Annotated in this window: 21 protein-coding genes, 1 tRNA gene and 1 other RNA gene; 19 read left to right on the top strand and 4 right to left on the bottom strand. The window is 56.8% G+C overall.

Going from position 1 to position 22,619, the window contains the following annotated elements; translation table 11 throughout:
- Positions 1–8 precede the first annotated feature (8 nt).
- The 8 genes from hrpB (at position 9) to FGU71_RS00320 (ending at position 9,110) form a co-directional block, all read left to right on the top strand.
- Positions 9–2,435 carry an ATP-dependent helicase HrpB gene (gene hrpB / locus FGU71_RS00355; RefSeq protein WP_142786733.1) on the top strand — a complete coding sequence of 809 codons (2,427 nt, stop codon included), beginning with the start codon at positions 9–11 and terminating at the stop codon, positions 2,433–2,435.
- A gap of 119 nt (positions 2,436–2,554) precedes the next feature.
- Positions 2,555–2,833 carry an ETC complex I subunit gene (locus tag FGU71_RS00350; protein ID WP_142786732.1) on the top strand — a complete coding sequence of 93 codons (279 nt, stop codon included), beginning with the start codon at positions 2,555–2,557 and terminating at the stop codon, positions 2,831–2,833.
- A gap of 55 nt (positions 2,834–2,888) precedes the next feature.
- Positions 2,889–2,983: signal recognition particle sRNA small type (gene ffs / locus FGU71_RS00345), an RNA gene on the top strand.
- Positions 2,984–3,037: 54 nt separating this feature from the next.
- Positions 3,038–4,885 (top strand): DNA polymerase III subunit gamma/tau, encoded by a 1,848-nt coding sequence (locus FGU71_RS00340; protein ID WP_234035570.1) that lies wholly within the window; start codon positions 3,038–3,040, stop codon positions 4,883–4,885.
- A gap of 13 nt (positions 4,886–4,898) precedes the next feature.
- Complete coding sequence (locus tag FGU71_RS00335; RefSeq protein WP_142786731.1) at positions 4,899–5,240, top strand: YbaB/EbfC family nucleoid-associated protein; 342 nt, start codon at positions 4,899–4,901, stop codon at positions 5,238–5,240.
- A gap of 37 nt (positions 5,241–5,277) precedes the next feature.
- Positions 5,278–6,018 (top strand): 2OG-Fe(II) oxygenase, encoded by a 741-nt coding sequence (locus FGU71_RS00330; RefSeq protein WP_142786730.1) that lies wholly within the window; start codon positions 5,278–5,280, stop codon positions 6,016–6,018.
- Positions 6,019–6,156: 138 nt separating this feature from the next.
- Complete coding sequence (gene lon / locus FGU71_RS00325; RefSeq protein WP_142788891.1) at positions 6,157–8,559, top strand: endopeptidase La; 2,403 nt, start codon at positions 6,157–6,159, stop codon at positions 8,557–8,559.
- A 278-nt stretch (positions 8,560–8,837) separates the two neighbouring features.
- A complete protein-coding gene (locus FGU71_RS00320; RefSeq protein ID WP_142786728.1) occupies positions 8,838–9,110 on the top strand; it encodes an HU family DNA-binding protein in 273 nt (90 codons plus the stop codon).
- A 109-nt stretch (positions 9,111–9,219) separates the two neighbouring features.
- On the opposite strand, the gene FGU71_RS00315 is transcribed toward FGU71_RS00320, so the two are convergent.
- Together FGU71_RS00315 and rlmB are read right to left on the bottom strand one after the other, a co-directional pair.
- Entirely contained in the window at positions 9,220–10,116 is an 897-nt protein-coding gene (locus FGU71_RS00315) for a hypothetical protein (protein WP_142786727.1), read from the bottom strand.
- Positions 10,117–10,154: 38 nt separating this feature from the next.
- Positions 10,155–10,946, bottom strand: coding sequence for a 23S rRNA (guanosine(2251)-2'-O)-methyltransferase RlmB (rlmB, locus tag FGU71_RS00310; protein WP_142786726.1), 792 nt, complete (start codon positions 10,944–10,946; stop codon positions 10,155–10,157).
- A 162-nt stretch (positions 10,947–11,108) separates the two neighbouring features.
- Between rlmB and FGU71_RS00305 the strand changes: the two genes are divergently transcribed.
- Positions 11,109–11,194, top strand: a tRNA-Tyr gene (locus FGU71_RS00305).
- A 204-nt stretch (positions 11,195–11,398) separates the two neighbouring features.
- Entirely contained in the window at positions 11,399–12,529 is a 1,131-nt protein-coding gene (locus tag FGU71_RS00300; RefSeq protein WP_142786725.1) for a beta-ketoacyl-ACP synthase III, read from the top strand.
- On the opposite strand, the gene FGU71_RS00295 is transcribed toward FGU71_RS00300, so the two are convergent.
- Positions 12,490–13,587, bottom strand: a complete 1,098-nt coding sequence (locus FGU71_RS00295; protein WP_142786724.1) for a phosphatase PAP2 family protein — start codon at positions 13,585–13,587, stop codon at positions 12,490–12,492. The genes FGU71_RS00300 and FGU71_RS00295 overlap by 40 nt on opposite strands.
- Positions 13,588–13,762: 175 nt before the next feature.
- Here FGU71_RS00295 and FGU71_RS00290 point away from each other — a divergent pair, with 175 nt between their 5' ends.
- From FGU71_RS00290 to tsf, 4 genes are all read left to right on the top strand, one after another.
- Positions 13,763–14,518, top strand: a complete 756-nt coding sequence (locus FGU71_RS00290) for a phosphatidylserine decarboxylase (protein WP_142786723.1) — start codon at positions 13,763–13,765, stop codon at positions 14,516–14,518.
- A gap of 109 nt (positions 14,519–14,627) precedes the next feature.
- Positions 14,628–15,419 carry a CDP-alcohol phosphatidyltransferase family protein gene (locus FGU71_RS00285; protein WP_407644405.1) on the top strand — a complete coding sequence of 264 codons (792 nt, stop codon included), beginning with the start codon at positions 14,628–14,630 and terminating at the stop codon, positions 15,417–15,419.
- 480 nt (positions 15,420–15,899) lie between these two features.
- Entirely contained in the window at positions 15,900–16,652 is a 753-nt protein-coding gene (rpsB, locus tag FGU71_RS00280) for a 30S ribosomal protein S2 (protein ID WP_142786722.1), read from the top strand.
- 101 nt (positions 16,653–16,753) lie between these two features.
- On the top strand, positions 16,754–17,680 hold the full coding sequence (gene tsf / locus FGU71_RS00275; RefSeq protein ID WP_142786721.1) for a translation elongation factor Ts: 927 nt from the start codon (positions 16,754–16,756) through the stop codon (positions 17,678–17,680).
- A 37-nt stretch (positions 17,681–17,717) separates the two neighbouring features.
- Here tsf and FGU71_RS00270 read toward each other — a convergent pair whose 3' ends face one another.
- The gene (locus FGU71_RS00270) at positions 17,718–18,548 is read right to left on the bottom strand and encodes a metallophosphoesterase (protein ID WP_142786720.1); all 831 of its coding nucleotides are present in this window, start codon (positions 18,546–18,548) and stop codon (positions 17,718–17,720) included.
- A gap of 96 nt (positions 18,549–18,644) precedes the next feature.
- On the opposite strand from FGU71_RS00270, the gene pyrH reads away from it, so the two are divergent.
- From pyrH to dxr, 5 genes are read left to right on the top strand one after another with little or no spacing between them, the layout of a single operon-like run.
- A complete protein-coding gene (gene pyrH / locus FGU71_RS00265) occupies positions 18,645–19,367 on the top strand; it encodes a UMP kinase (protein WP_142786719.1) in 723 nt (240 codons plus the stop codon).
- Positions 19,368–19,370: 3 nt separating this feature from the next.
- Positions 19,371–19,928 (top strand): ribosome recycling factor, encoded by a 558-nt coding sequence (frr, locus tag FGU71_RS00260; RefSeq protein WP_142786718.1) that lies wholly within the window; start codon positions 19,371–19,373, stop codon positions 19,926–19,928.
- Between the two features lie 23 nt (positions 19,929–19,951).
- Positions 19,952–20,674 (top strand): polyprenyl diphosphate synthase, encoded by a 723-nt coding sequence (uppS, locus tag FGU71_RS00255; protein WP_142786717.1) that lies wholly within the window; start codon positions 19,952–19,954, stop codon positions 20,672–20,674.
- Positions 20,661–21,443, top strand: coding sequence for a phosphatidate cytidylyltransferase (locus tag FGU71_RS00250; protein ID WP_142786716.1), 783 nt, complete (start codon positions 20,661–20,663; stop codon positions 21,441–21,443). The genes uppS and FGU71_RS00250 overlap by 14 nt, the downstream gene beginning before the upstream one ends.
- 4 nt (positions 21,444–21,447) lie before the next feature.
- Positions 21,448–22,611 (top strand): 1-deoxy-D-xylulose-5-phosphate reductoisomerase, encoded by a 1,164-nt coding sequence (gene dxr, locus FGU71_RS00245; protein ID WP_234035568.1) that lies wholly within the window; start codon positions 21,448–21,450, stop codon positions 22,609–22,611.
- The last annotated feature ends 8 nt before the right edge of the window (positions 22,612–22,619 follow it).

Below are 22,619 nucleotides of genomic sequence, written 5' to 3'. Positions count from 1 at the left end.
GCGGGGCAGTGTCCCCATCGCTTCCCATACAATCTGTTATTCCAGACATTCGCGCCGCGCTCGGTTCGGATGGTGCAGCTGTCCTGATTGCTCCGCCCGGCGCGGGTAAAACCACGGCGGTTGCGCCCGCTTTGTTAAGCGAGGGGTGGTGCACCGGACAGATCATCATCACATCACCGCGCAGGGTCGCTGCGCGCGCCGCTGCGGAACGGATGGCGGAAACACTGGGCGAAAAACCCGGCGAAACCGTTGGTTACATGACGCGGCTCGACACGCGGGTTTCTGCTGAGACACGCATCATCGTTATGACCGAAGCGATCCTGGTCAATCGGTTGATCGAAGACCCCGAATTACCGGGCGTATCTGCCGTTTTGTTTGATGAAGCGCATGAGCGGCATCTGGACAGTGATCTGGGATTGGCACTCGCCTTGGAGACGCGCGGCGTCCTGCGCGAAGATCTGCGGGTTTTGGTGATGTCCGCGACAATTGATGGAGCTCGGTTCTCGCGGCTGCTCAGCGGATCGGCACCTGTGATCGAAAGCGAAGGGCGCAGCTTTCCGCTGCAAATCGAATGGCTTGGGAGCAATCCCTCCAAACCGATCGAAGATCAGGTGGCTGAAGGGATCATGGTCGCATGGCGCGATCAGGATGGCGATATCCTAGCCTTTCTGCCCGGTGTCCGCGAAATTGATCGCGTTCACGAGCGGTTGGCAAACCGGCTTCCCGGCACCCCGATTTTGCCCCTTCACGGTCAGATCGAACCTCAAACCCAGCGGACGGCAATCAGGCGGGATCATGAGGGGCGGCGCAGGATCGTGTTGGCCACGGCCATTGCCGAGACGTCTCTAACCCTCGATGGGGTGTCGGTGGTGGTCGATAGCGGGCTGTCGCGCCACGCCGAATTCGACCGCGCGGCTGGCACCACACATCTTGTCACGCATCGTGCAAGCCAGGCAGCAGCGACGCAGCGCGCGGGCCGTGCCGCGCGGCAAGGGCCAGGCGTGGCGTACCGCTTGTGGGAAGCAGGGGGCCACGGCGGGCGGCCAGAATTTGCGCCGCCTGAAATCGAGATTGCGGATCTCGCGCCGCTCATTTTGAAATTGGCGAAATGGGGTGCGACAGATCCGGCCTCTCTGGCATGGCTTGATACCCCGCCGGAGGCTTCCGTCGCTGCAGCACGTGGCAGTCTTCGGGCGATGGGTGCGCTTGATGATGATTTCCGCATCACCCCATGGGGAGAAAAAGTTGCGCAATTGCCGCTTGATCCGGTTTCCGCCGCCGCGCTTTTGTTTGGCGCAGAAGCGGGAAACGCAGAGGCCGCCGCTCAGATTGTGGTGTTGATGCAGGAGCGCGGGCTCGGCGGCCGAAGCGAAGATTTACTGCATCGGCTTTCGCTCTGGCGAACAGAGCGAGGCAAGCGTGCCGATACCGCACGCAAACTCGCGCGGCGCTGGTCCAGTCAGGCTGAAAGACTCATGACAAGGGGCGAGCATTCTGAAACCAATCCAGCGATTTTTTTGGCCCTCGCCAGGCCTGACTTTGTCGCGAAACGCAGGGGAAGTGGCGGGGATCAATGGGTCAGTGTCGGTGGGCGCGGATTTCAACTTGATCCGGCGTCCCCGCTCGCGCGGTCTGATTGGATTGTCATAGCAGACGCGCAAGGGCAGGCGAAGGGCGCGAGGATCACAGCGGGCGCCGAATTGAGCGAGCAAGAGATCGAGGCCATTTTTAACAAAAGGCTGGAGAAGCGATCAATAGCCCGCTGGAATGAAAAGGAGAACCGGGTCGAGGCTCGGCTGGAAAAACGCCTTGGGGCTATCGTTCTTGCCAGCGGACCGGACCCGAATCCCGATGGCATTCAGATCGTGGATATCCTTGTTGATAAGGCCGTTGATAAGCTGGAGACGCTTTTGCCCCAAGGCTTTCTCGCAAGGGCTCATTTCGCTGGCCTTTCGGCACTTTCAACCGGCAGTTTGCAATCGAGGGCGGATCAATGGCTGGCGCCATTGCTAGACAGCAAGCGTGACCTCAATCTGCCTCCTCACAGGTTTGCAGAAGCGGCGATGAACGGGCTTGATTGGGATGAACGTCAGCAATTGGAAAAGAATGCTCCTGTCCAATTCACATCGCCGGCCGGGTCACATCACGCTATTGATTATGCTGGCGATGATGCACCCAGTGCAGAAGTCCGCGTGCAGGCGCTGTTCGGGCTTGATCGCCATCCGATGATTGGGGAAACGCCGCTGTTGCTGAAGCTGACGAGTCCGGCTGGCCGTCCGATCCAGTCGACCCGCGACTTGCCCGGTTTTTGGCGCGGCAGCTGGGCTGACGTCGCAAAAGATATGAAGGGGCGGTACCCGAAACATCGCTGGCCTGAGAAACCTTGGGAGGAAAAGCCAAGCTTAAAGACGAAAAACGCCTTCAATCGGTCGTGATTCTGGATTATCAGGCTGCCAACAGATGGGAAAATCGGGCTGCATAGCGGTTCGTAAGGCTGACTGGCCGCCCGCAGCGACGCGATCTTTGATCGTATGAGCGAGGAAGTACTTAAAATATGAGCGCACGTATTTATCAGCAGCCGAAAAGCGCAATGCAATCTGGCAAAGCCAAGATTGACACCTGGGTGCTGGAGTTCGAGCAGAGCGAAGCGCGCAAGGCGGATCCCTTGATGGGATGGACAGGCAGCGGCGATACGCAGGCGCAGGTGAAATTGAATTTCCCTACGAAAGACGCCGCGAAAGCTTATGCTGAAAAATACGGTATTACTGCGCGCGTTCACGCAACACCCCCAAAAACCCTCAAGCTGCAGGCCTACGCTGATAATTTTAAGTAAATCGCGCCGGTATTTCCGGTGTTGAACTTTTGTTGATTGCACGCCATATGCCGGTTCGGGAGTCGGGTGGACGTTTGCGTTCGCTCACCGGGTCAGGTCCGGAAGGAAGCAGCCCAGGTGAATTGCGGCGGGTCGCTCGGCTCCTTTTAGTTTTTCCCCAATCATCGCCATGACAAACGCCGCGCAAGCGCCTAACTTGCGGGGGTGACTGATTCCGAACCAAATCCGCCCGACACCGGCGAAGAGAATGCCCCCACCGCTGCCGAGTTGGAGGCAGCGGGGCAGAATTCCATGTTCGGCGATCCCGCATCTGTGGAAACACCGCCTGATAACGCCGCTGCACCAGCGGCTGAACCGGCTGAAACCCCGCCTGCAACGCCCGCTTTAGAGCCGGCATCTAAAGCGACAGAGGCCGACACAAATCAGCCTTACCGTGTTCTTGCGCGCAAATACCGGCCTCAAACATTTTCTGAGCTGATCGGTCAGGAACCGATGGTCCGCACGCTTGCCAATGCGATTGAGCGCGATCGGCTGGCGCATGCATTTTTGATGACCGGCGTTCGCGGAGTCGGAAAGACTTCGACCGCGCGTCTCATTGCAAAGGCCCTTAACTGTGTAGGTCCAGATGGCGAGGGTGGTCCAACCATCGACCCTTGTGGTCAATGCGAGCCCTGCACCGCCATTGCGGAGGGTCGGCATATCGATGTGATCGAAATGGATGCGGCCTCGCATACCGGGGTTGATGACGTTCGCGATATTATTGAACAGGTGCGCTACGCGGCGGTTTCGGCGCGGTATAAAATCTACATCATTGACGAAGTTCACATGTTGTCGCGCAATGCGTTTAATGCGCTGCTCAAAACCCTCGAAGAGCCGCCTGCGCATGTGAAATTCCTGTTCGCCACTACCGAAGTCGAAAAGCTGCCAGTGACCGTGCTTAGCCGGACGCAGCGGTTCGATTTGCGGCGCATCCCTTCGGACTTGCTGGCATCACATTTCGGAAAAGTCTGCGGCCTCGAAGGCGTCGAAGCCGAAGACGAGGCGCTACGGATTATTGCTGCTTCTGCCGAAGGCTCGGTGCGCGATGGCCTGTCTATCCTTGATCAGGCGATTGCCCATGCCGATCTGGATGAGGACAGCAAAGTCACTGCGGAGCGTGTGCAGGACATGCTGGGCCTCGCTGATAAAAGCGCTCAGCGGCATCTGCTTTCTCATCTGCTCGAAGGCGATGCAAAGGCTTTGCTTGCTTCGATAGACGAGCAATATTCGCTGGGTGTTGAGCCGCTCGCGCTGATGCGCGCTCTGATGGATCTGGTCCATAAGATCACCGTAGCGCAGGTTTCGGGCGCCGAGGCCGACGCGCCGAGTGAAGAAGAGCGCGCGGCTCTGGGTGAATTCGCCGCACGATTGGGCGCGGGTGAATTGCACCGTCTATGGCAATTGCTGCTGAAGGGGCACGATGAGGTGCGCCAAGCGCCTGATCCGCTGGTTTCGGCGCAAATGGCGTTGCTTCGGGTGCTTCATGCGTCCGAGCTTCCTGATCCCGGAAAACTGGCGAAACGCATCGAAGAGCTGGCCAATCGCGCGCCTGCTCCGGCGGTATCATCGCAGTCTGAAAGCGGCAGCCCCAGCGCCGAAAATGCCGCAGCAACGCCGCATATAGGCAGCGCACAGGATTGGGCGGCACTCGTTGATGAAGTGGATCGCGCGGGCAAGATGCATGTTGCCGAATTGATGCGCAGCCGGGTGCGGGTGATTGAACTGGGCCCTGACAAACTGATTTTCGAACAGGCGGATAATTTTCCCGATGATCCGGGCCCCGAAATCCGCGATGCCCTGTTCCAGATCAAGAAACGTCGCTGGTTGGTCGAAAAAGGCAGCGGCGATGCGCAGCCGACCTTGAGAGAGGTCGAAGAAGCGGAAAAGAGCGCCGCGAGAGATCGCATCTTGTCTGATCCGCTGGTGAAAGCCACATTGGAGGCATTCCCCGATGCCGAACTGATCGCGGATGATGGCAAAATCGCCCGTGCGGCCGGAAGCAAATGGAATTGATGGAGCATTCCCTATGAAATCAATGGAAGAAATGATGCAGGCGGCCCAAAAAGCCGCCGAAACAATCCAGACCCAGATGAACGACATGCAGGTCAAGCTCGACAATATCGAAGTCGAGGGCGCGTCCGGTGGCGGCTTGGTCAAAGTGCGGGCGACGGCAAAGGGCCGCATCTTGGGCGTCGCCATCGACGATAGCCTGATGAAGATTGAAGAAAAACAGATGCTGGAAGATCTGGTTACCGCAGCATTCAACGATGCGCGCGATAAAGCTGACCGTGTCTCCGCCGATGAAATGAAAGAAATGCAGGGCGGCATGGGTCTGCCTCCGGGCTTTAACCTGCCAGGAATGGGATAAATCAAAGCCGGGCGATATTCGGAAAGGCAGTGAGGGGATGACCGGGCGCAAATTCGATCCCAATCCAGGCGCGATATTGCCCGGTTTTTCTGGGCTAGGCGCGGCTGTGCCAAGCCCGACTGTCCTTCCCGGAATGGCAGGCGGCATCCCTGCTCAAATACGCATTCGCCGGCCCGATGAAGGTTCAGTGGTGCGTCATGCGAGCAGCCTGAACGGCAAGCCGATCGGGATTGTCCCTGACTTCATATCGGAAGCAGAAAGAGCCGCGCTGTGCGATTATGCGCGCCGCCCCGATGCCCCTTGGGAAACTTACCTTCCGAAAAAGGACGTATGGCATGGCCGGTTGATCAATCCGCGGTCGATGTCGCCCAAAATACTCAAGCTGATGGCGAAGATTCGCCAACGAATAGCCGAGCATATCAGATCGCATTATGAGATCACCGATCCGGTCTATGCCGACACGCTGCAATTGGTGCGGTGGAGACCGGGGGACAATCAAAGCCCTCACGCCGATTGTATGGAGCCCGATGGCCGGCCCAATGGCACGCCTTGGCGGGCGTTTGCCTCGATTATTTACCTGAATGACGAATATGAAGGCGGCGGGATACATTTCCCCGAACGCGGGCTGAAACCTGAAATCAAACCGCGCATGCTCGCCTATTTCCCATCGACCAACCAATACATGCACGGGGTTGAGCCAATCACGTCAGGATTGCGATACACTTTCAGTTGTTTTTACACCTTTGATAAACACAGGCATGATGGTCATCCGGTGTAACGTTTCTGATCCGCGATAAATCCGGGTCATCCACACGGAATTTCAAACTGCGCGTTGCGTCAGCCGGGGTGGCTACCCATATTCCTGTCAAAGACGCGCCACTCAATACAGAGCCATGGCGCTTGCGGATATATGAATATGACACAGCATTTCCCCCTTCTTCCCCTGCGCGACATTGTCGTCTTCCCCGGCATGGTTGTCCCGCTGTTTGTGGGCCGGGATAAATCGGTAGCCGCGCTCGAAGCGGCGATGGAAGCGAGCAAGGATATCTTCCTTTTGGCTCAGCTTGATCCGGGCTGCGATGATCCCGACGGTGACGATCTGTATGACGTGGGCGTGGTTGCTCAGGTTCTGCAAATGCTGAAACTGCCTGACGGCACCGTGCGCGTGATGGTCGAAGGGACACATCGCGCCAAGATCGCCAATTTGCGCGCCGAAGGTGATTATGTTCTGGCAGAGGTTGATCTGCTTGAACCGGAGACGGTAGCTGGCAACGAAGTCACCGCTTTGATGCGGCAGGTTTCCGAACAATTTGCAGAATATACAAAGCTCAACAAGAAAATGGGCGATGATGCTGCGGTCGAGCTGGGCGAGGTCGATGATGCCGGACAGCTCGGCGATATGATCGCTGCAGCGATCAGCGCGAAAGTATCAGACAAGCAATCGCTGCTTACCGAAGCGAACCCGCTAAAGCGGCTGGAATTGGTCATGGCCTTTATGGAAGGCGAGCTGTCGGTCCTTCAGGTCGAGCGGAAAATCCGCGGCCGGGTCAAACGGCAGATGGAGAAGACGCAGCGCGAATATTATCTCAATGAACAGCTCAAAGCGATCCAGAGCGAGCTGGGCGGCGGTGACGGCGAAGAGCCCGACGAGATCGCCGAGCTGACTGAAAAAATTGAGAAGACCAAGCTTTCCAAAGAGGCCAAGACCAAGGCATCGACCGAGCTGAAAAAGCTTAAAGGTATGCAACCGATGAGCGCCGAGGCGACCGTGGTTCGCAATTATCTTGATGTGCTTTTAGGGCTGCCGTGGGGAAAGAAATCCAAGGTCAAGAAAGACATCGGCAAAGCGCAGGAAATCCTCGACGCCGATCATTACGGGCTTGAAAAGGTCAAGGACCGGATCATCGAATATCTTGCCGTGCAGGCCCGCACGAACAAACTCAAAGGTCCGATCCTTTGCCTCGTCGGTCCTCCCGGTGTTGGTAAAACCTCGCTCGGCAAAAGCATTGCGCGGGCGACGGGTCGTGAATTTGTCCGCCAGTCGCTTGGCGGCGTGCGCGATGAAGCCGAAATCCGCGGGCACCGCCGGACTTACATCGGATCCATGCCTGGCAAGATTGTCACGAATCTCAAAAAGGCGGGGACCAGCAATCCTTTGTTCCTGCTCGATGAGATCGACAAGCTGGGGCAAGATTTCCGCGGTGATCCTGCGTCGGCCTTGTTAGAGGTTCTCGATCCGGAACAGAATGACAAGTTTCAGGACCACTATCTGGAGCTGGATCTTAATCTGTCCGATATCATGTTTGTCACGACCGCCAACAGCCTCGACCTGCCGCAACCGCTGCTTGATCGGATGGAGATCATCCGGCTGGAAGGGTACACAGAGGACGAAAAGGTCGAAATCGCCAAACGCCATTTGATCGCCAAACAGGTCGAACAGCACGGTTTGAAACCCGAAGAATTCGAGCTGACCGAAGAAGGTTTGCGCGATCTCATCCGGTATTACACGCGCGAAGCAGGTGTTCGTACGCTTGAGCGTGAAATTGCACGTTTAGCGCGAAAGAGCCTTCGCAAAATCCTTGAGAAAGAAGCCACGAGTATCCGGATCACGCCTGAAAATCTGGGCGATTTTGCCGGCGTGCGCAAATTCAAACACGGGATGAGCGAAGAGGAAGCGCAGGTTGGGGCGGTTACCGGCCTTGCTTGGACTTCGGTCGGCGGGGAACTGCTGACTATCGAAAGCGTGACCACACCAGGCAAAGGCGAGGTGAAGACGACCGGTAAGCTGGGCGAAGTGATGAACGAATCCGTCGCCGCAGCCTTTAGCTTTGTGAAAGCGCGGGCGCCAGCCTACGGGATCAAGCCATCTTTGTTCCAGCGCAAGAATGTTCACATTCACTTGCCCGAAGGGGCCGTGCCTAAAGATGGCCCGAGCGCCGGTATCGGGATGGTCACATCAATCGTATCAACGCTCACCGGAACCACTGTGCGCCCTGACGTTGCGATGACCGGCGAAGTCACATTGCGCGGCCGGGTGCTGCCCATCGGCGGACTTAAAGAGAAATTGCTCGCGGCGCTGCGCGGCGGCATCACGACTGTTTTGATCCCCGAGGAAAACGTCAAAGACCTCGCGGAAATCCCGGACAAAGTGAAAGACGGGCTGGAGATTATTCCGGTCAGTCACGTGGATGCTGTATTGGAACATGCATTGACTGAGATGCCGGCACCGATTGAATGGACCGAAGCTGATGATTTGGCATCACAACCGGGTGCACAATCACAAGGAGCAGGCGCTTCGGACGTGCCAACCGCACATTGATCGGTTAAAGCGTCCCCTTCGTGTCGCGAATCACGGCGGGGTCGCACCAGCTGATCATAAGCGGCATTTGCAGCTGAAAGAGAGCAGCAATTGCGCGCGCCTCGGTTTGTCGCATTTGCTTAATTTGAGCATAAAATCGGCGCGTTTCTGCGTTATTTGCCTTTGACAGCTTTCTTAAAACAGGCTCAATTCGGAGCCATCCGAAGCGGCGATTCATAAAAATCGTCCAACGAGAACATGTGATAATATTACGAAGTTTAAGAGTAGGGGACCTCAAGATGAACAAAAATGATCTGATCAGCGCTGTTGCCGAAACGAGCGGCCTTTCCAAAAATGATGCAGCAGGCGCTGTTGAAGGCGTTTTTGATGCCATCACAAAGGCACTTTCAGGCGGTGACGAAGTGCGTCTGGTCGGGTTCGGGACGTTCTCGGTCGCGCGTCGCAAAGCCTCGACCGGTCGCAATCCGCGTACCGGCGAGCCGATGACGATCAAGGCATCGAACCAACCCAAGTTCAAGGCCGGTAAAGGCCTCAAAGACGCGGTGAATTAAAACCGCGATTTGGTTCAGCGGGGCGAAACACCGCCTTCAACACTGAATCTGAAACCCCGCCAGGCAGACCGCCCGGCGGGGTTTTATTTATTGTTGGTATTTTGCGATTTTATTGCCCGATGGCGATCAAGGCTGTCGGCGCAGATTTCGTGCGTGCCGAAATATCCCATGTCAGCACCTCGCCAGTCGGTGTAGGACTTGCGCCTTCATCTGTATTGTTGGCGCGAATTTTCATATTGCCGGTTGTAACAATCGAAAAAACGCCTTCCAACTGCGGGATTTCGGGGATGGCGTCTGCTGCCTGATCACCCTCGCTGCCAATCGCCGCAAGCCCTGCCAGCCCCGACAATCCGGCCATTCCGCCCATCATCGAGCCCATCGGGTTCTCGTCATTCTGAGCGGCAAAGCCGGGCGCATTGATCCGCACGACCTGTTCATCGCGAATATGCATCTGAACGAACGGATTGGTCATCGGAAAGCCTTCGATAATCGGGAACATGAAATCGTGAGTCAGGCTTCCAGTCACGCTGTAACTGATATCGAAAACGCCGTTTCCTTTTGGATCCACCCTCTGCCAACCTTTGTGACGCAACAACAGACGGGTCAGATCGGCTGCGGCCTCAGGATCGTTCGGGTCAATCCCGCCGGTCATCGCAGCGAGCTGCTCGGCCTTTTCCTTGGCCTCAGCAGCCCGCATTTCTGTGCTGGCGTCCCACTCTTCACGTTGCTCGGCGATTTCTGCCTCGGTGCATTCGCGCTCTTCGAATGTTTCTTCATCATAACATTCGGTCTGCGCGAAATTTTCTGCTGCGGCGCCCATCTGAGCGATGCTCGATAGGCCGAGAAAGAAGATCTCGCCTTCATACGTAAATGTGAAGGTTTCATCTTCTTGGAGGATCAGTTCAGAGGTGAATTTCCCCGGAGTTATGAAACAACCCGACAAGATCAGCGATAGGCAAGCCAGTAAACCAGCTGCGGAAAGGCGGATCGAGGTTGGTTTCGTCATTCGTTCATCATCCGTGGAATTGCTTAGGATCGGATTGCTTAGGATCGGGTTGCAACAGCATAGAGCGAAATAGCGGCCGCGTTCGATACATTCAGGCTTTCAATCACAGACGAGATTGGCAGTTTCGCCAGCGCATCACAATGCTGCTCGATATTGTGCCGCATCCCTTCGCCTTCTGCTCCCAGTACAATCGCGACCGGTCCGGCAGGCAACGCCTCGGCCAAAGTGGCATCTGCTTCGCCGGTCATGCCAATTCGCCAATATCCCGCCTCAGCCAGATCATCGAGCGCCCGCGACAAATTGACGACCCGTATCCATGGAACCGTTTCAAGCGCGCCGGAGGCGGATTTTGCCAATACGCCGCTTTCAGGCGGGGCATGGCGATCCTGTGTCACGATACACGCAGCATTGAACGCCGCAGCCGAGCGCAAGATTGCGCCAACATTATGCGGATCGGTAACCTGATCCAGCACTACAACAGGGCGGGCGGGATCGCCGGTGGCAACATCATCGAGGAATATGCCGTCCAGCGGCTCACACTCAAGCACGAGCCCCTGATGCGGGGCATCTTTCGCGACCAGCCGCGCAAGATCGGTAACCTCGGCATATTCAATGGGAAAATCGACCGGCAGCTCGCCGTCCAGCGTTTCAATTGCCTCACGCGTAGCCCACAGCTTTCGGTGCTGACGAGCCGGATTTTTCAATGCAGCCTCAACAGGATGGCGGCCCCAGAGGCGGACATGGCCGGTTGTACCGCGCCCTGATCCACGGCCACCTTTCATTCGGCCCGCGCGGCCTCTTAGTGCGCGTTTGCGGTCACCCTTCGCCATAATTGCTCCTGCTGATGCGTTTCATGTGGCTCCCCTGCCAGCACCCCCATTGACAGGCAAGCGCCGCTTCGCCAAAGGGTCGCCTCTCGGCAGCGCCGGATCGCCTAGCGGTCTGGCACGAATCCCGGCAAAGCAGCGATTTAATCCTGCATGGCATGGTGTGGACAGGTGGCCGAGTGGTTAAAGGCAGCAGACTGTAAATCTGCCCGCGCAAGCGTACATAGGTTCGAATCCTATCCTGTCCACCACCCATGCTTTTGACTTTATGTCACTTTTGGCGGGCTCATTCTGTGAGCAGGGATTCGCAGATTTCTCCACGGTCGCATCCAGTCTGGGGCGTTTTACGAAGAGCTTTGGCCCGTTTCGTGATCTGAATTGAAGGTCACACCTCTTGCGAGGCGTCTTTCTGGGGCTTATTGCTCGCAACCCAACAACAGAGAGCCGTGCGTATCATGCAACTAACCCACCGTCCTGTCATTTCCTCCACCGGGCTGTTTACGCCCAAGGAAGTCATCACAAACGAAGAGTTGGTTGCGAGTTTCAATGCATTTGTGGATCGCCATAATGCAAAAAATGCCGCCGCCATCGCAGCAGGCACGGCCGAAGCGCTCAGCCATTCGTCGGTTGAATTCATCGAAAAAGCGAGCGGTATCAAAGCGCGCCATGTGATGGCGAAAGAGCCTGTGCTTGATCCCGCAACGATGAGCCCGCGATGGGAAGAGCGGACCAATGATGAGCTATCGATGATGGCTGAGATTGGGCTGGCCGCAGCGAAACAGGCGCTTGAACGGGCGGGCCGTGATGCCGGCGATGTCGATGCAGTCCTGTGCGCGGCATCGAATATGGAACGCCCCTATCCGGCGATGGCGATTGAGATTCAGCAGGCGCTCGGGATTGATGGCTTTGCCTTTGATATGAATGTCGCGTGTTCCTCAGCCACGTTCGGGATTCAGACCGCAGCGGATTATATTCGCGCAGGCCACGCGAAAAGTGTGCTTGTCGTCAGCCCGGAGATCACGTCGGGCCATCTCAATTGGCGCGACCGCGACAGCCACTTCATCTTTGGCGATGTAGCCACGGCGGTTTTGGTCGAAGATGCCGGGATCGCGCCGGAAACCCATTGGGAAATCCTCGGCACGAAACTCAAGACGGTGTTTTCGAACAATATCCGCAATAATTTCGGTTTTCTCAATCGCGCTGCGCCCGAGAATGCCGATGGCGCGGATAAGCTGTTTGTGCAGGAGGGTCGGAAGGTCTTCAAAGAAGTCGTCCCGATGGTTGCGCAGATGATCGTTGACGAAGCAGAGCGGCTTGCGATGGACCCGGCAAGCTTGAGGCGGCTTTGGCTGCATCAGGCGAATGCCGGGATGAACCGCCTTATCGCCCAAAGAGTGCTGGGCCATGAAGCGAACGACGACGAAAGCCCGACTGTGCTCGACACCTATGGCAATACATCCAGCGCAGGCTCAATCATCGCCTTTCACTTGAATAGCGATGATTTGAAAGCCGGGGATACCGGGCTGATTTGCAGCTTTGGTGCGGGTTATTCAGCTGGCACGGTGTTTGTGCGCAAGGTTGCCTGACGCTCCGCGACGCTATCCCATGCCGCGATAATGTAACGCGCGGCCCACCAGATGACCGCGACCGCGATCAAAGAGACCAGCCCATCCACCGCATAATGATAGGCGAGGTGAACGCTGCTGATCCATGTGATGATAAAGAACGCGCCGAAAAACATGCCCCAGCCTTTGTGGATGTGGCGCACTGCGAGCCAGTAGATGAAGGCGATGGCGCAGTGCATGCTCGGCATGGCGGTAATGCCGCTGCCCAGACCGCTCGATGATGCGCCGTGCCATTCTAGCAACAGCCCTTGAACGCGCAATGTCATGATCGGGATCTGTTCATTCGCGGCATTGAGATACGCCATTTGAGCGTTGAAATGGCCGTTGCCCAGCATCGGTTCAAGAAACACCGGACCGACCGAGGCAAGCCATGTCGCCATCGCACCGCCGATCAGGGACCAGCTGAGCATGTAGGTCAGAAAGAATTGGCGGCGCAGCGTGCTATCCATCCGGTAGAACGCGAAAAACATGACGCCGGGATACAGCAGCAGGAACCAGATATGGTACAGAAAGGCGAGGAAGGCGGTGACGACAGGAAAACCGAGCACTGGCTGCATGACTTGCCATGCGTCATATCCGAAAAAAATCGCCTGATCCCATTCGATGAAACTCTGATCCCACGTATATTCATTGAACAGCGGAATGGCCGACTTCATCTTTGAAAAGAAGGGCAGGGCGATGATTGCGATTGCCATCATTGGCAGACCGCTAAGAATTACATTCCACAAAGGTTGGGCTGTGTAGCGGTCTTTAAGAAAGGCTGTCGGGCTTTTGGGCCGGTTGCGATTGAGCTGCCAGGCGGCGTCAAAAGCGACAAGGATCATCACGAACATCCCGAAAATCCGGGCATTTTCGATCACACCGCTGACGCTGGGGGATACCCCTTGTGATAGCAGCAGGCCGATACAAAGTGCCATGATTGCCACGCCGATCACATAGATCGGCATCTCTCCGAGCAATCGGGCTGCGAGATTTTGCACCGGTTGGCTTTCGCCCGAAATGTCTATCGCGTTGTCCATTACCGGCGTGAATTAGGGTAAATATCTTACTAAGTTGTGAAGCGCCCGCACATGTTCTGGTGCCGCATTATGCCTCCTGAAGCTGGCAGGTGATTCGATAGAAGTCGGGTATTTGCTGATGTATCGCGCATGAGGTCGCTTGCGGGGCAGCGATTGAAACCCTAGATGGCAATGCATGGCAGGCGAAATTCTCGATAATCAAGGACGCGGCGAAGCTGGCTGGAGCTGGCCGCCGATCCATCCCGAAGGGCGTAAATACGGGGTGATCGCGATTGCGATCAGTCTTGTGCCGTTGCTCGTGCTCGATTGGGAGATCATCGGCTGGCCGATGCTGTTGCTTTCAATCGGCGTGTTTGCATTCTTCCGTGATCCAGAGCGCGTTGTGCCGCAAGCTGAAAGCGCGATTGTTGCCCCCGCTGATGGTCTGGTATCTTTGATCACTCAGGTCGAACCACCAGCCGAATTGCAGATAGACGACGGATCGGGCTTCCCCGGCCTAGCCGCAGGTCCGGTTACGCGCGTGTCGATTTTTATGAGCGTGTTTGATGTTCACATCAACCGCGCGCCTATCGCCGGTACGGTTCGGCGGCTCGTGTATATTCCCGGCAAATTCATGAATGCCGATCTGGACAAGGCGAGCGAAGAGAACGAGCGTCAGCATATCCTGATCGAGCGGACCGATGGTGTTGCGATCGGATTTACGCAGATCGCGGGCCTCGTAGCGCGGCGGATTATTCCGTTTGTAAAGCCCGGTGACACTGTAGCTGTCGGGCAACGGGTCGGCCTTATCCGGTTTGGTAGCCGGGTCGATGTCTATCTTCCGGCAGGCACCGAGCCAAAAGTTCTATTGGGTCAGCGTTGTATCGCGGGTGAGACGATCCTTGCCGACGTTGGGGCATCCCAAGGGCTGTTAGAGGGCATTGCGCAGTGATCCTGCGCAGCAAGAGAGCCCTTTGAAGAAACCGCATTTACCCAAAGCGGTGCGCTCTCATAGTGCTCGTCTTGGCCCAAAAGCGGCCGAGGGTGAGGAAGCGAAAGATGTGCCGGATGCACGCGGTATAAGCCTTCGGGCGATGCTGCCGAACGCCATAACAGCTGCGGCGCTGTGTTCCGGGCTGACTGGCATCCGTTTCGCGATTGAAGGGCAATGGGCGTTTGCCATTCTCGCAGTTTTGCTGGCCGGTATTCTGGATGGGATCGACGGACGAATTGCGCGCCTGCTCAATGCGCAATCGCGCTTTGGTGCGGAACTGGATAGTCTTGCAGATTCGCTATCCTTTGGAATGGCACCTGCGATCATTTTATACATGTGGTCATTGCAGGATTTGCGAAATTTCGGTTGGTTCGCGGCACTGGCATTCGCGATCTGCTGTGCGCTGCGATTGGCCCGTTTCAACGCGCAAATCGATGTGGACGAGCAGCCACACAAATCGGCTGGATTTTTGACAGGCGTTCCGGCGCCGGTCGGTGCTTGCTTGGCCTTTATGCCATTTTACCTTTGGACAGCGACCGGCATAGAGCAATTTCGCGATCCGATCTTGCTGTCGGTCTGGCTGACGCTGATCGCGATGTTGCTGATTTCGAACATGGCAACATTAAGCTGGCTGGCGATACGGCCCCGCCGGGGTATTCGCCTGGGCCTAATCGCTTTTACAGGAATTGGTTTTGCTGCTTTGATTCTGGAACCATGGTGGTCGCTTACCGTGATCAGCGCAGGATACCTGTTGCTGATGCCTTATGCGTTGGTGAAATATGGATCGATCAAGCGGCGCCGAGCGCGGGAACAGGAACATCGGACTGGCTCGGTAGACGCCGCGCAAACGGACGCGTAGCCCCAGCAGGCCGGGGCGTTGTTGGACGGAGTCTGACAATCCGAGCCTCTACCTGCGGCACAAAACCCGCCTTCGCCAATGCACTTTGGCGTTTAAGAGACGCATAGGCCGACCGGGCGCGTAGCCAGCAATCGACAAGAGTGATCGCAGTCGCAATTGCAATCGCTGTAATCAGGGCTGTCAGGGTCATTGCAATCATCGGGTAAGCTCCGGCGTTCGATCTTTGTTCTGCAGCCTTTGTTCTATAAGTGTTCTCCCTAGTCAAGAGATTTGTTCCACTTGTGTTCCTGTTATCGTAATTCCACTAGATTTTGTGGGCGAAGGCGGGTAAGCGCCGCTCATCGCAGTCGTGCCTGACCGAATCGTCGGTCTGTCGGGGCCGCGAAATTCACATGGAAAGCGCTTCATACCGGTGCTGCCAGCGGGATCTCCGCCAGCAGTTCCAAGCTTTTCAGAGGACCAACCGGAAAGGAATTACCTATGGCGGCCACTACCGTCACGATGCAGCAATTGATTGAGGCCGGCGCACACTTCGGCCACCAGACCCACCGCTGGAACCCGCGGATGAAGCCGTACATTTTCGGCAACCGCAACGGTGTTCACATTCTCGACCTGTCGCAAACGGTTCCGCTGTTCGCACGCGCGCTCGATTTCGTTGAGCAGACTGTTCGTTCGGGCGGCAAGGTTCTGTTCGTCGGCACCAAGCGTCAAGCTCAAGAGCCTATCGCAGAAGCTGCGCGCTCTTCGGGCCAGCACTTTGTAAACCACCGTTGGCTCGGCGGGATGCTGACCAACTGGAAAACCATCAGCGGTTCGATCAAGCGTCTCAAGACGCTTGAAGAACAGCTTTCGGGCGAGACCAGCGGCCTCACCAAGAAAGAAGTTCTTCAGCTGACGCGTGAGCGTGACAAGCTGGAGCTTTCGCTTGGCGGTATCCGCGACATGGGCGGCATTCCTGATGTCATGTTTGTGATTGATGCCAACAAAGAAGACCTGGCTATTAAAGAAGCCGCAGTTCTGGGTATCCCGGTGATTGCCGTGCTGGATACCAACGTCGATCCAACCGGCATTGCGTTTCCTGTACCAGGTAATGACGATGCGAGCCGCGCAATCCGTCTGTATTGCCAGGCGATTGCTGATGCATCGACCGTTGGCAAAGGCGGCGCGATTGCCGATTCAGGCGAAGACGTTGGCGCAATGGCCAACCCGCCTGCCGAAGCTGCCCAAGCATAAATTGTATCGATGCGCGTAAAGTGCGCGTCACAATCTTATAACAGCGCGCCGGGCTTACCCTGACTGGGCCCGGCGCCCACAACCTTACAAAGGAAATTCCCATGGCTGATTTCTCTATCGCCGATGTGAAGAAACTGCGCGAGAAAACCGGCGCAGGCATGATGGACGCCAAAAAGGCGCTGACCGAAGCGGGCGGCGATATCGAAGCTGCTGTCGATGCACTGCGTGCCAAGGGTCTTGCGACCGCTCAGAAGAAATCCAGCCGTACTGCGGCTGAAGGTCTTGTCGGCGTTGCTGTCGAAGGCACAAAAGGCGTTGCGGTTGAAGTGAACTCGGAAACCGATTTTGTCGCGAAAAACGACAAGTTTCAGGATTTCGTTCGCAGCACGACCGGCGTCGCTCTCACCCTTGGCGCAGACGATGTCGAAGCGCTGAAGGCAGCCGATTATCCAACAGGCGGCACTGTTGCCGAGAAGCTGACCGATAACGTCGCAACCATCGGTGAAAACCAGCAGATTCGCCGGATCAAGAACGTTTCCGTGCCGCACGGCGCCGTTGTTTCTTACGTCCACAACGCGGCTGCCGAAGGACTTGGCAAGATCGGCGTTCTGGTTGCGTTGGAAAGCGACCTTGGCGCTGACGTGCTCGAACCGTTCGGTAAACAGCTTGCCATGCACATCGCTTCAATGTTCCCGCAAGCTCTCAACGCAGACGGCCTCGACGCGGATGTGATCGAGCGCGAGCGCGCCATCGCACAGGAAAAGGCTGCCGAAAGCGGCAAGCCTGAAAATGTGCAAGAAAAAATGGTCGAAGGCGCAATCAAGAAGTTCGCGAAAGAGAACGCCCTTCTCAGCCAGATGTTCGTGATGGACAACAAATCGTCCGTCGAAGACGTCGTTACCAAATTCGGCAAGGATAATGGCGGCTCGGTCAAGCTGACCGATTACGTCCGTTACCAGCTTGGCGAAGGCATCGAAAAAGAAGAGAGCGATTTCGCAGCAGAAGTGGCAGCTGCCGTCGGCGGCTAAGGCTTCACTGTCAATCAGAAGTAACGGCCGCCGCAGCTCACCGCTGCGGCGGCCGTATTTCTATCAGCCAGACTTCCGGCGCAGTGAACAGGCGGATCGGGAGCAAACTTGTGCCAAGTCCCGCGCTGGTCACCATTGTCTTGCCATGCTGCCGGCTGACTCCGCATGAATACAGATCGCCATAATCTGACATGGTGGCGGGCGCTCCGCCCCGCGGATAGGCGATCTGTCCGCAATGCGTGTGCCCGGCGAGGGTAAGGTCCACATCGACCGGCACCTGAGGGAAAATGTCCGGGCTGTGTGTGACGACAATACGCGGACCGGTTAAAGGCGCCATTGCCCCGAATGTCGCCTCCAGATCATCTCTGCCGGTGAATGCGTCGTCCGAGCCGCCCACGGCAAGCGGGCCGAATTGTGCGGCGCTGTTGGCCAGCACAGTCAGGTGAGGGTGCTTTGCGATCTGTTTGCGCAATGCCGACCAATCTGACCAGTGATCATGGTTGCCCGGCACAATGACCACGCCAAGCGGCGCATTCACTTTCCCAAGCGGCGCAACAATTTCTTCGGGTGTGTAGACATGCGTTGCGGTGCGTTTTTCGCTAATCAAGTCGCCTGCAATCGCGACAAGGTCTGGCTGCAATGCGTTCACTTGGCCGACGATACGGTTTAGCCGCGATGGTGGCATATCCGGCCCTGCAACATGGATATCGGCCAAGAGCGCAATCGTGATCGGCGCGGTTCCCGGATCAAGCGCTTTGCTGACAATCGAAAGGCGCTGAACCACGGGATCGCGCATTGTGTCATGCCATACCTTTGCGCCCGCTGCCGCCGTGACCACAAGAACCAGTATTATCAATGTTCGCAGCATTGTTTCGCCCTATTTGACCAGCGCCCTCTTGGCAGCGCGGTGTGTGCCGGATAAGGGCGGGTCAGCGATTATTCCAGACACGAGTGACCTGACACCATGGCTCTTCCAAAAATCAAGCGCGTTCTTCTGAAACTTTCGGGAGAGGTTTTGATGGGAGAACAGGAATACGGGATCGATCCGGCCTATGTTGCGCGTCTTGCAGAAGAAGTGAAAGCCGCGCAGGCGACAGGCCTTGAGGTCTGCCTTGTGATCGGAGGCGGTAACATATTCCGCGGTGTCGCAGGCGCGGCGCGCGGTCTGGACCGGACCACGGGCGATTATATGGGTATGCTGGCGACGGTCATGAACGCGCTGGCCATGCAAAACGCGCTTGAGCAGCAGGGCGTGCCGACGCGCGTGCAGTCGGCTATTCCGATGAGCAGTGTGTGCGAACCCTATATTCGCCGCCGGGCCGAACGGCACCTGGAAAAAGGGCGCATCGTTATCTTTGCGGCCGGTACAGGCAACCCATTCTTCACCACCGATACCGGCGCCGCTCTTCGCGCGGCAGAGATGAATTGCGACGCGCTGCTTAAAGGCACTAGCGTGGACGGCGTTTATGATAGCGATCCAAAGCACAATCCCAACGCGAAACGCTTTGAAACGATTTCGTATGATCAGGTGCTGTCAGCAAATCTAAAGGTAATGGATGCAACTGCAGTTGCGCTTTGCCGCGAGAACGACATTCCGATAGTGGTGTTCTCGATCCGTGAAAAAGGCAATGTTGCTACCGTCCTTTCGGGCGAGGGCACTCAGACGATAGTACAGAAGGAAGCGTAAGCCATGCCGCAATATGAGAAGGCCGATATTGAGCGCCGCATGAACGGCGCCGTTGAGGCGCTGAAGAGTGATCTTTCGGGTCTTCGTACGGGCCGGGCCAACACCAGCCTGCTCGATCCGGTTGTATGCGAGGTCTATGGTGCAATGATGCCAATCTCGCAGGTTGCCACCGTCTCTGCGCCCGAAGCGCGCATGTTGAGCGTGCAAGTGTGGGACAAATCAAACGTGTCTGCGGTTGAAAAGGGTATTTCAAAGGCGAACCTTGGCCTGAACCCGATGACGGATGGCCAGACCATTCGGCTGCCCATGCCCGACCTTAACGAAGAGCGGCGCAAGGAATTGGCAAAAATCGCTGGCGAATATGGCGAGAAAGCCAAAATCGCGATTCGCAATGTCCGGCGCGATGCCAATGAATCGCTGAAAGGTGACGAGAAGAAAAAAGAGATTTCCGAAGACGACCGCAAAAGGCTCGAAACGCAGGTGCAGGATTTGACCGACAAATATGTCGAAGAGACGGACGCAGCGGTTGAAAAGAAAATTCAGGAAATTCTGACCCAATAAGGCAGGCGAGGCAGGGAGACCACATGGGCGAGGGGCCTGTTCAAACCGGCGAACACGCTGATGCCCGGATAGGCGGGGGACACGCTCGTCACGTCGCGATCATTATGGATGGCAATGGCCGCTGGGCCAAAAAGCGCGGGATGCCCCGTGCTGTCGGGCATCAGCGCGGTGTTGAGGCGGTACGCCGGTTGGTGCGCGGTCTGAAACCGATGGGGCTGGAATGCCTTACGCTTTACGCGTTTTCTTCGGAAAACTGGAAGCGCTCGGAGGACGAAGTTGATGATTTGATGAATTTGATGCGCAAGTTCATCAAATCTGACCTGCCCGATTTTGTTGCCAACGATGTGAAGCTCAAAATCATAGGTGACTGGCAGGGGCTGGCACCGGATATCGTCGCCATGCTCGAAGACGCTCTGGCGCAAACGGCCAACGGCTCCCGCACGCTTGCAGTGGCGCTGAATTACGGGGGGCAGAACGAAATTGCCCGCGCCGCGGCAAAGGCCGCTGTACTGGGTGAAGTCACAGCGAACGCGATTGAGGCGCAACTCGATACCGCTGATCTTCCGCCGCTTGATCTGTTGATCCGGACCAGCGGCGAAATTCGGTTGTCGAATTTTCTGCTGTGGCAGGCCGCCTATGCCGAAATGCTGTTCGTTGACACGCTGTGGCCTGATTTCAAGCCCGAACATCTGACAGAGGCGCTAGACGATTTCGCCCGACGGGAGAGGCGCTATGGCGGACGTTAGGCAGCGGCTCGAAGAACTCATCAGCAAATCGCTTGAAGAGACAGGCGGTAAGGACGCATCTGCAAGACTGGCCAAAGGTGTAAGCGATCTGCCGGTCCGGCTGGTCTCTGGCATCGTTATGGTTTTGATTGTCAGCGCCGCGCTTTGGCTTGGCGGATGGTGGTGGGTCGGCTTTGTCGCGCTGCTTGCCGGGCTGGTTTTGTGGGAATGGAATAGGCTTGTCCGGGCGTTTGGCACATCCGCCTTGGCAGAGGTGACATGGCTGTTCTTTGGCGCTGCCTATGTCAGCGCCGCCGCGCTCGCGTTGATACAGGTGCGCATGAGCTACGGCCCGCTTGAGGTTTTGCTGGTGTTTCTGGCACCCGTCGTTGCAGTGGATGTGGGTGCGTATTTCATGGGACGCGCAATCGGCGGCCCTAAAATTGCACCCTCCATCAGCCCGTCAAAAACGTGGGCTGGGCTTTGCGGCGGAGCTCTCGCTGCGAGCGCCCTCGGGATAGGGATCGAGCTGACGGATTTTGGCCCCGCTGCGCAAGACGGTTTTGCCTGGTTCAATCTGGCGACCGCGATGATTGCTGGCACATTGATTGCCGTGCTTGCCCAAACCGGAGATTTTTTTGAAAGCTGGATGAAACGCCGGGCCAAAGTAAAAGATTCGAGCAATTTGATACCGGGCCATGGTGGTGTCTTTGACCGCGCTGACGGCTTCCTTGCCGTTTTCTTTGTCTTGTTTGTGGTTGCGGTTGCACCCGCTTTTCTGGGATTATGACGCTGTGACCCGTTCAATCACCATACTTGGCGCGACAGGTTCCATCGGCGCATCCACCCTTGACCTGGTCAGGCGAAATCGGGATTTGTGGCACGTCGATACGCTCACCGCGAATTGCTCTGCCGCAGAATTGGCAAAGCTCGCGCACGAATTTGACGCAAAACTCGCTGTGGTCGGTGATGAAAGCTGTCTGAGCGAATTGCGCAGCGCGCTTTCCGGCACCGATATCGAAACCGCTGGCGGGGCTCAGGCGCTTTGCGAGGCGGCTTCGCGCCCGGTGGATATGACCGTCGCAGCGATTGTCGGGTGCGCCGGACTTGGCCCGGTCATGGCGGCTGTGGAACGAGGCGGTACGATCGCGCTCGCCAATAAAGAGGCGCTGGTTTCAGCAGGCGAAGTTTTGATGTCGGCAGTGCAAAGGCATGGCGCAACGCTGCTCCCGACAGACAGCGAGCATAACGCAATTTTTCAGTGCCTGGCGGGCAACGATATCACCGAAGTGTCGCGCATCACGCTCACTGCGAGCGGCGGCCCGCTGCGCACCTGGACACCCGAGCAGCTTAAAGCGGCCACTCCTGCACAGGCGGTTGCTCACCCCAATTGGTCCATGGGCGCAAAGATCAGCGTCGATTCCGCGACCATGATGAACAAAGGGCTGGAATTTATCGAAGCGCATCACCTGTTTCCGGTGGGCCTCGATAAATTGCGCATCGTTGTGCACCCGCAAAGCGTAATCCATTCGATGGTTGAATACCGGGACCGTTCCACTCTGGCGCAGCTCGGACCGTCGGATATGCGTGTGCCGATTGCCTCTTGCCTGGCCTGGCCGAAGCGGATGGATACTCCGCTTGAGCCGCTGGATCTGGCCGCGATTGGCGAGCTGACATTTAGACCAACTGATGAAGTCCGGTTTCCGGCCACGCGGCTGGCCAGAGAAGCGATCCAGGCAGGCGGCGCTGCACCCGCCATTCTCAACGCCGCAAATGAGGTCGCAGTTGCGGCGTTCCTCGATGGTCAGATCGGGTTCATGCAGATTACCGCAATGGTAGAAGACACCTTAAGCCGTTATACGGCAGCTGTGCCGGTCAATCTGGAAGACATACTGGCCATTGATGCAGAGGCGCGAACGCGCGCCAACCAAATTTTAGAAAGCACCGCACTTGTTTGAATCGCCAC

Source organism: Erythrobacter insulae (assembly GCF_007004095.1).
In the GTDB taxonomy this organism is placed as follows: domain Bacteria; phylum Pseudomonadota; class Alphaproteobacteria; order Sphingomonadales; family Sphingomonadaceae; genus Erythrobacter; species Erythrobacter insulae.
The sequence above is the reverse complement of the archived record's forward strand: the minus strand, read 5'-3'. Positions and strand labels throughout refer to the sequence as shown.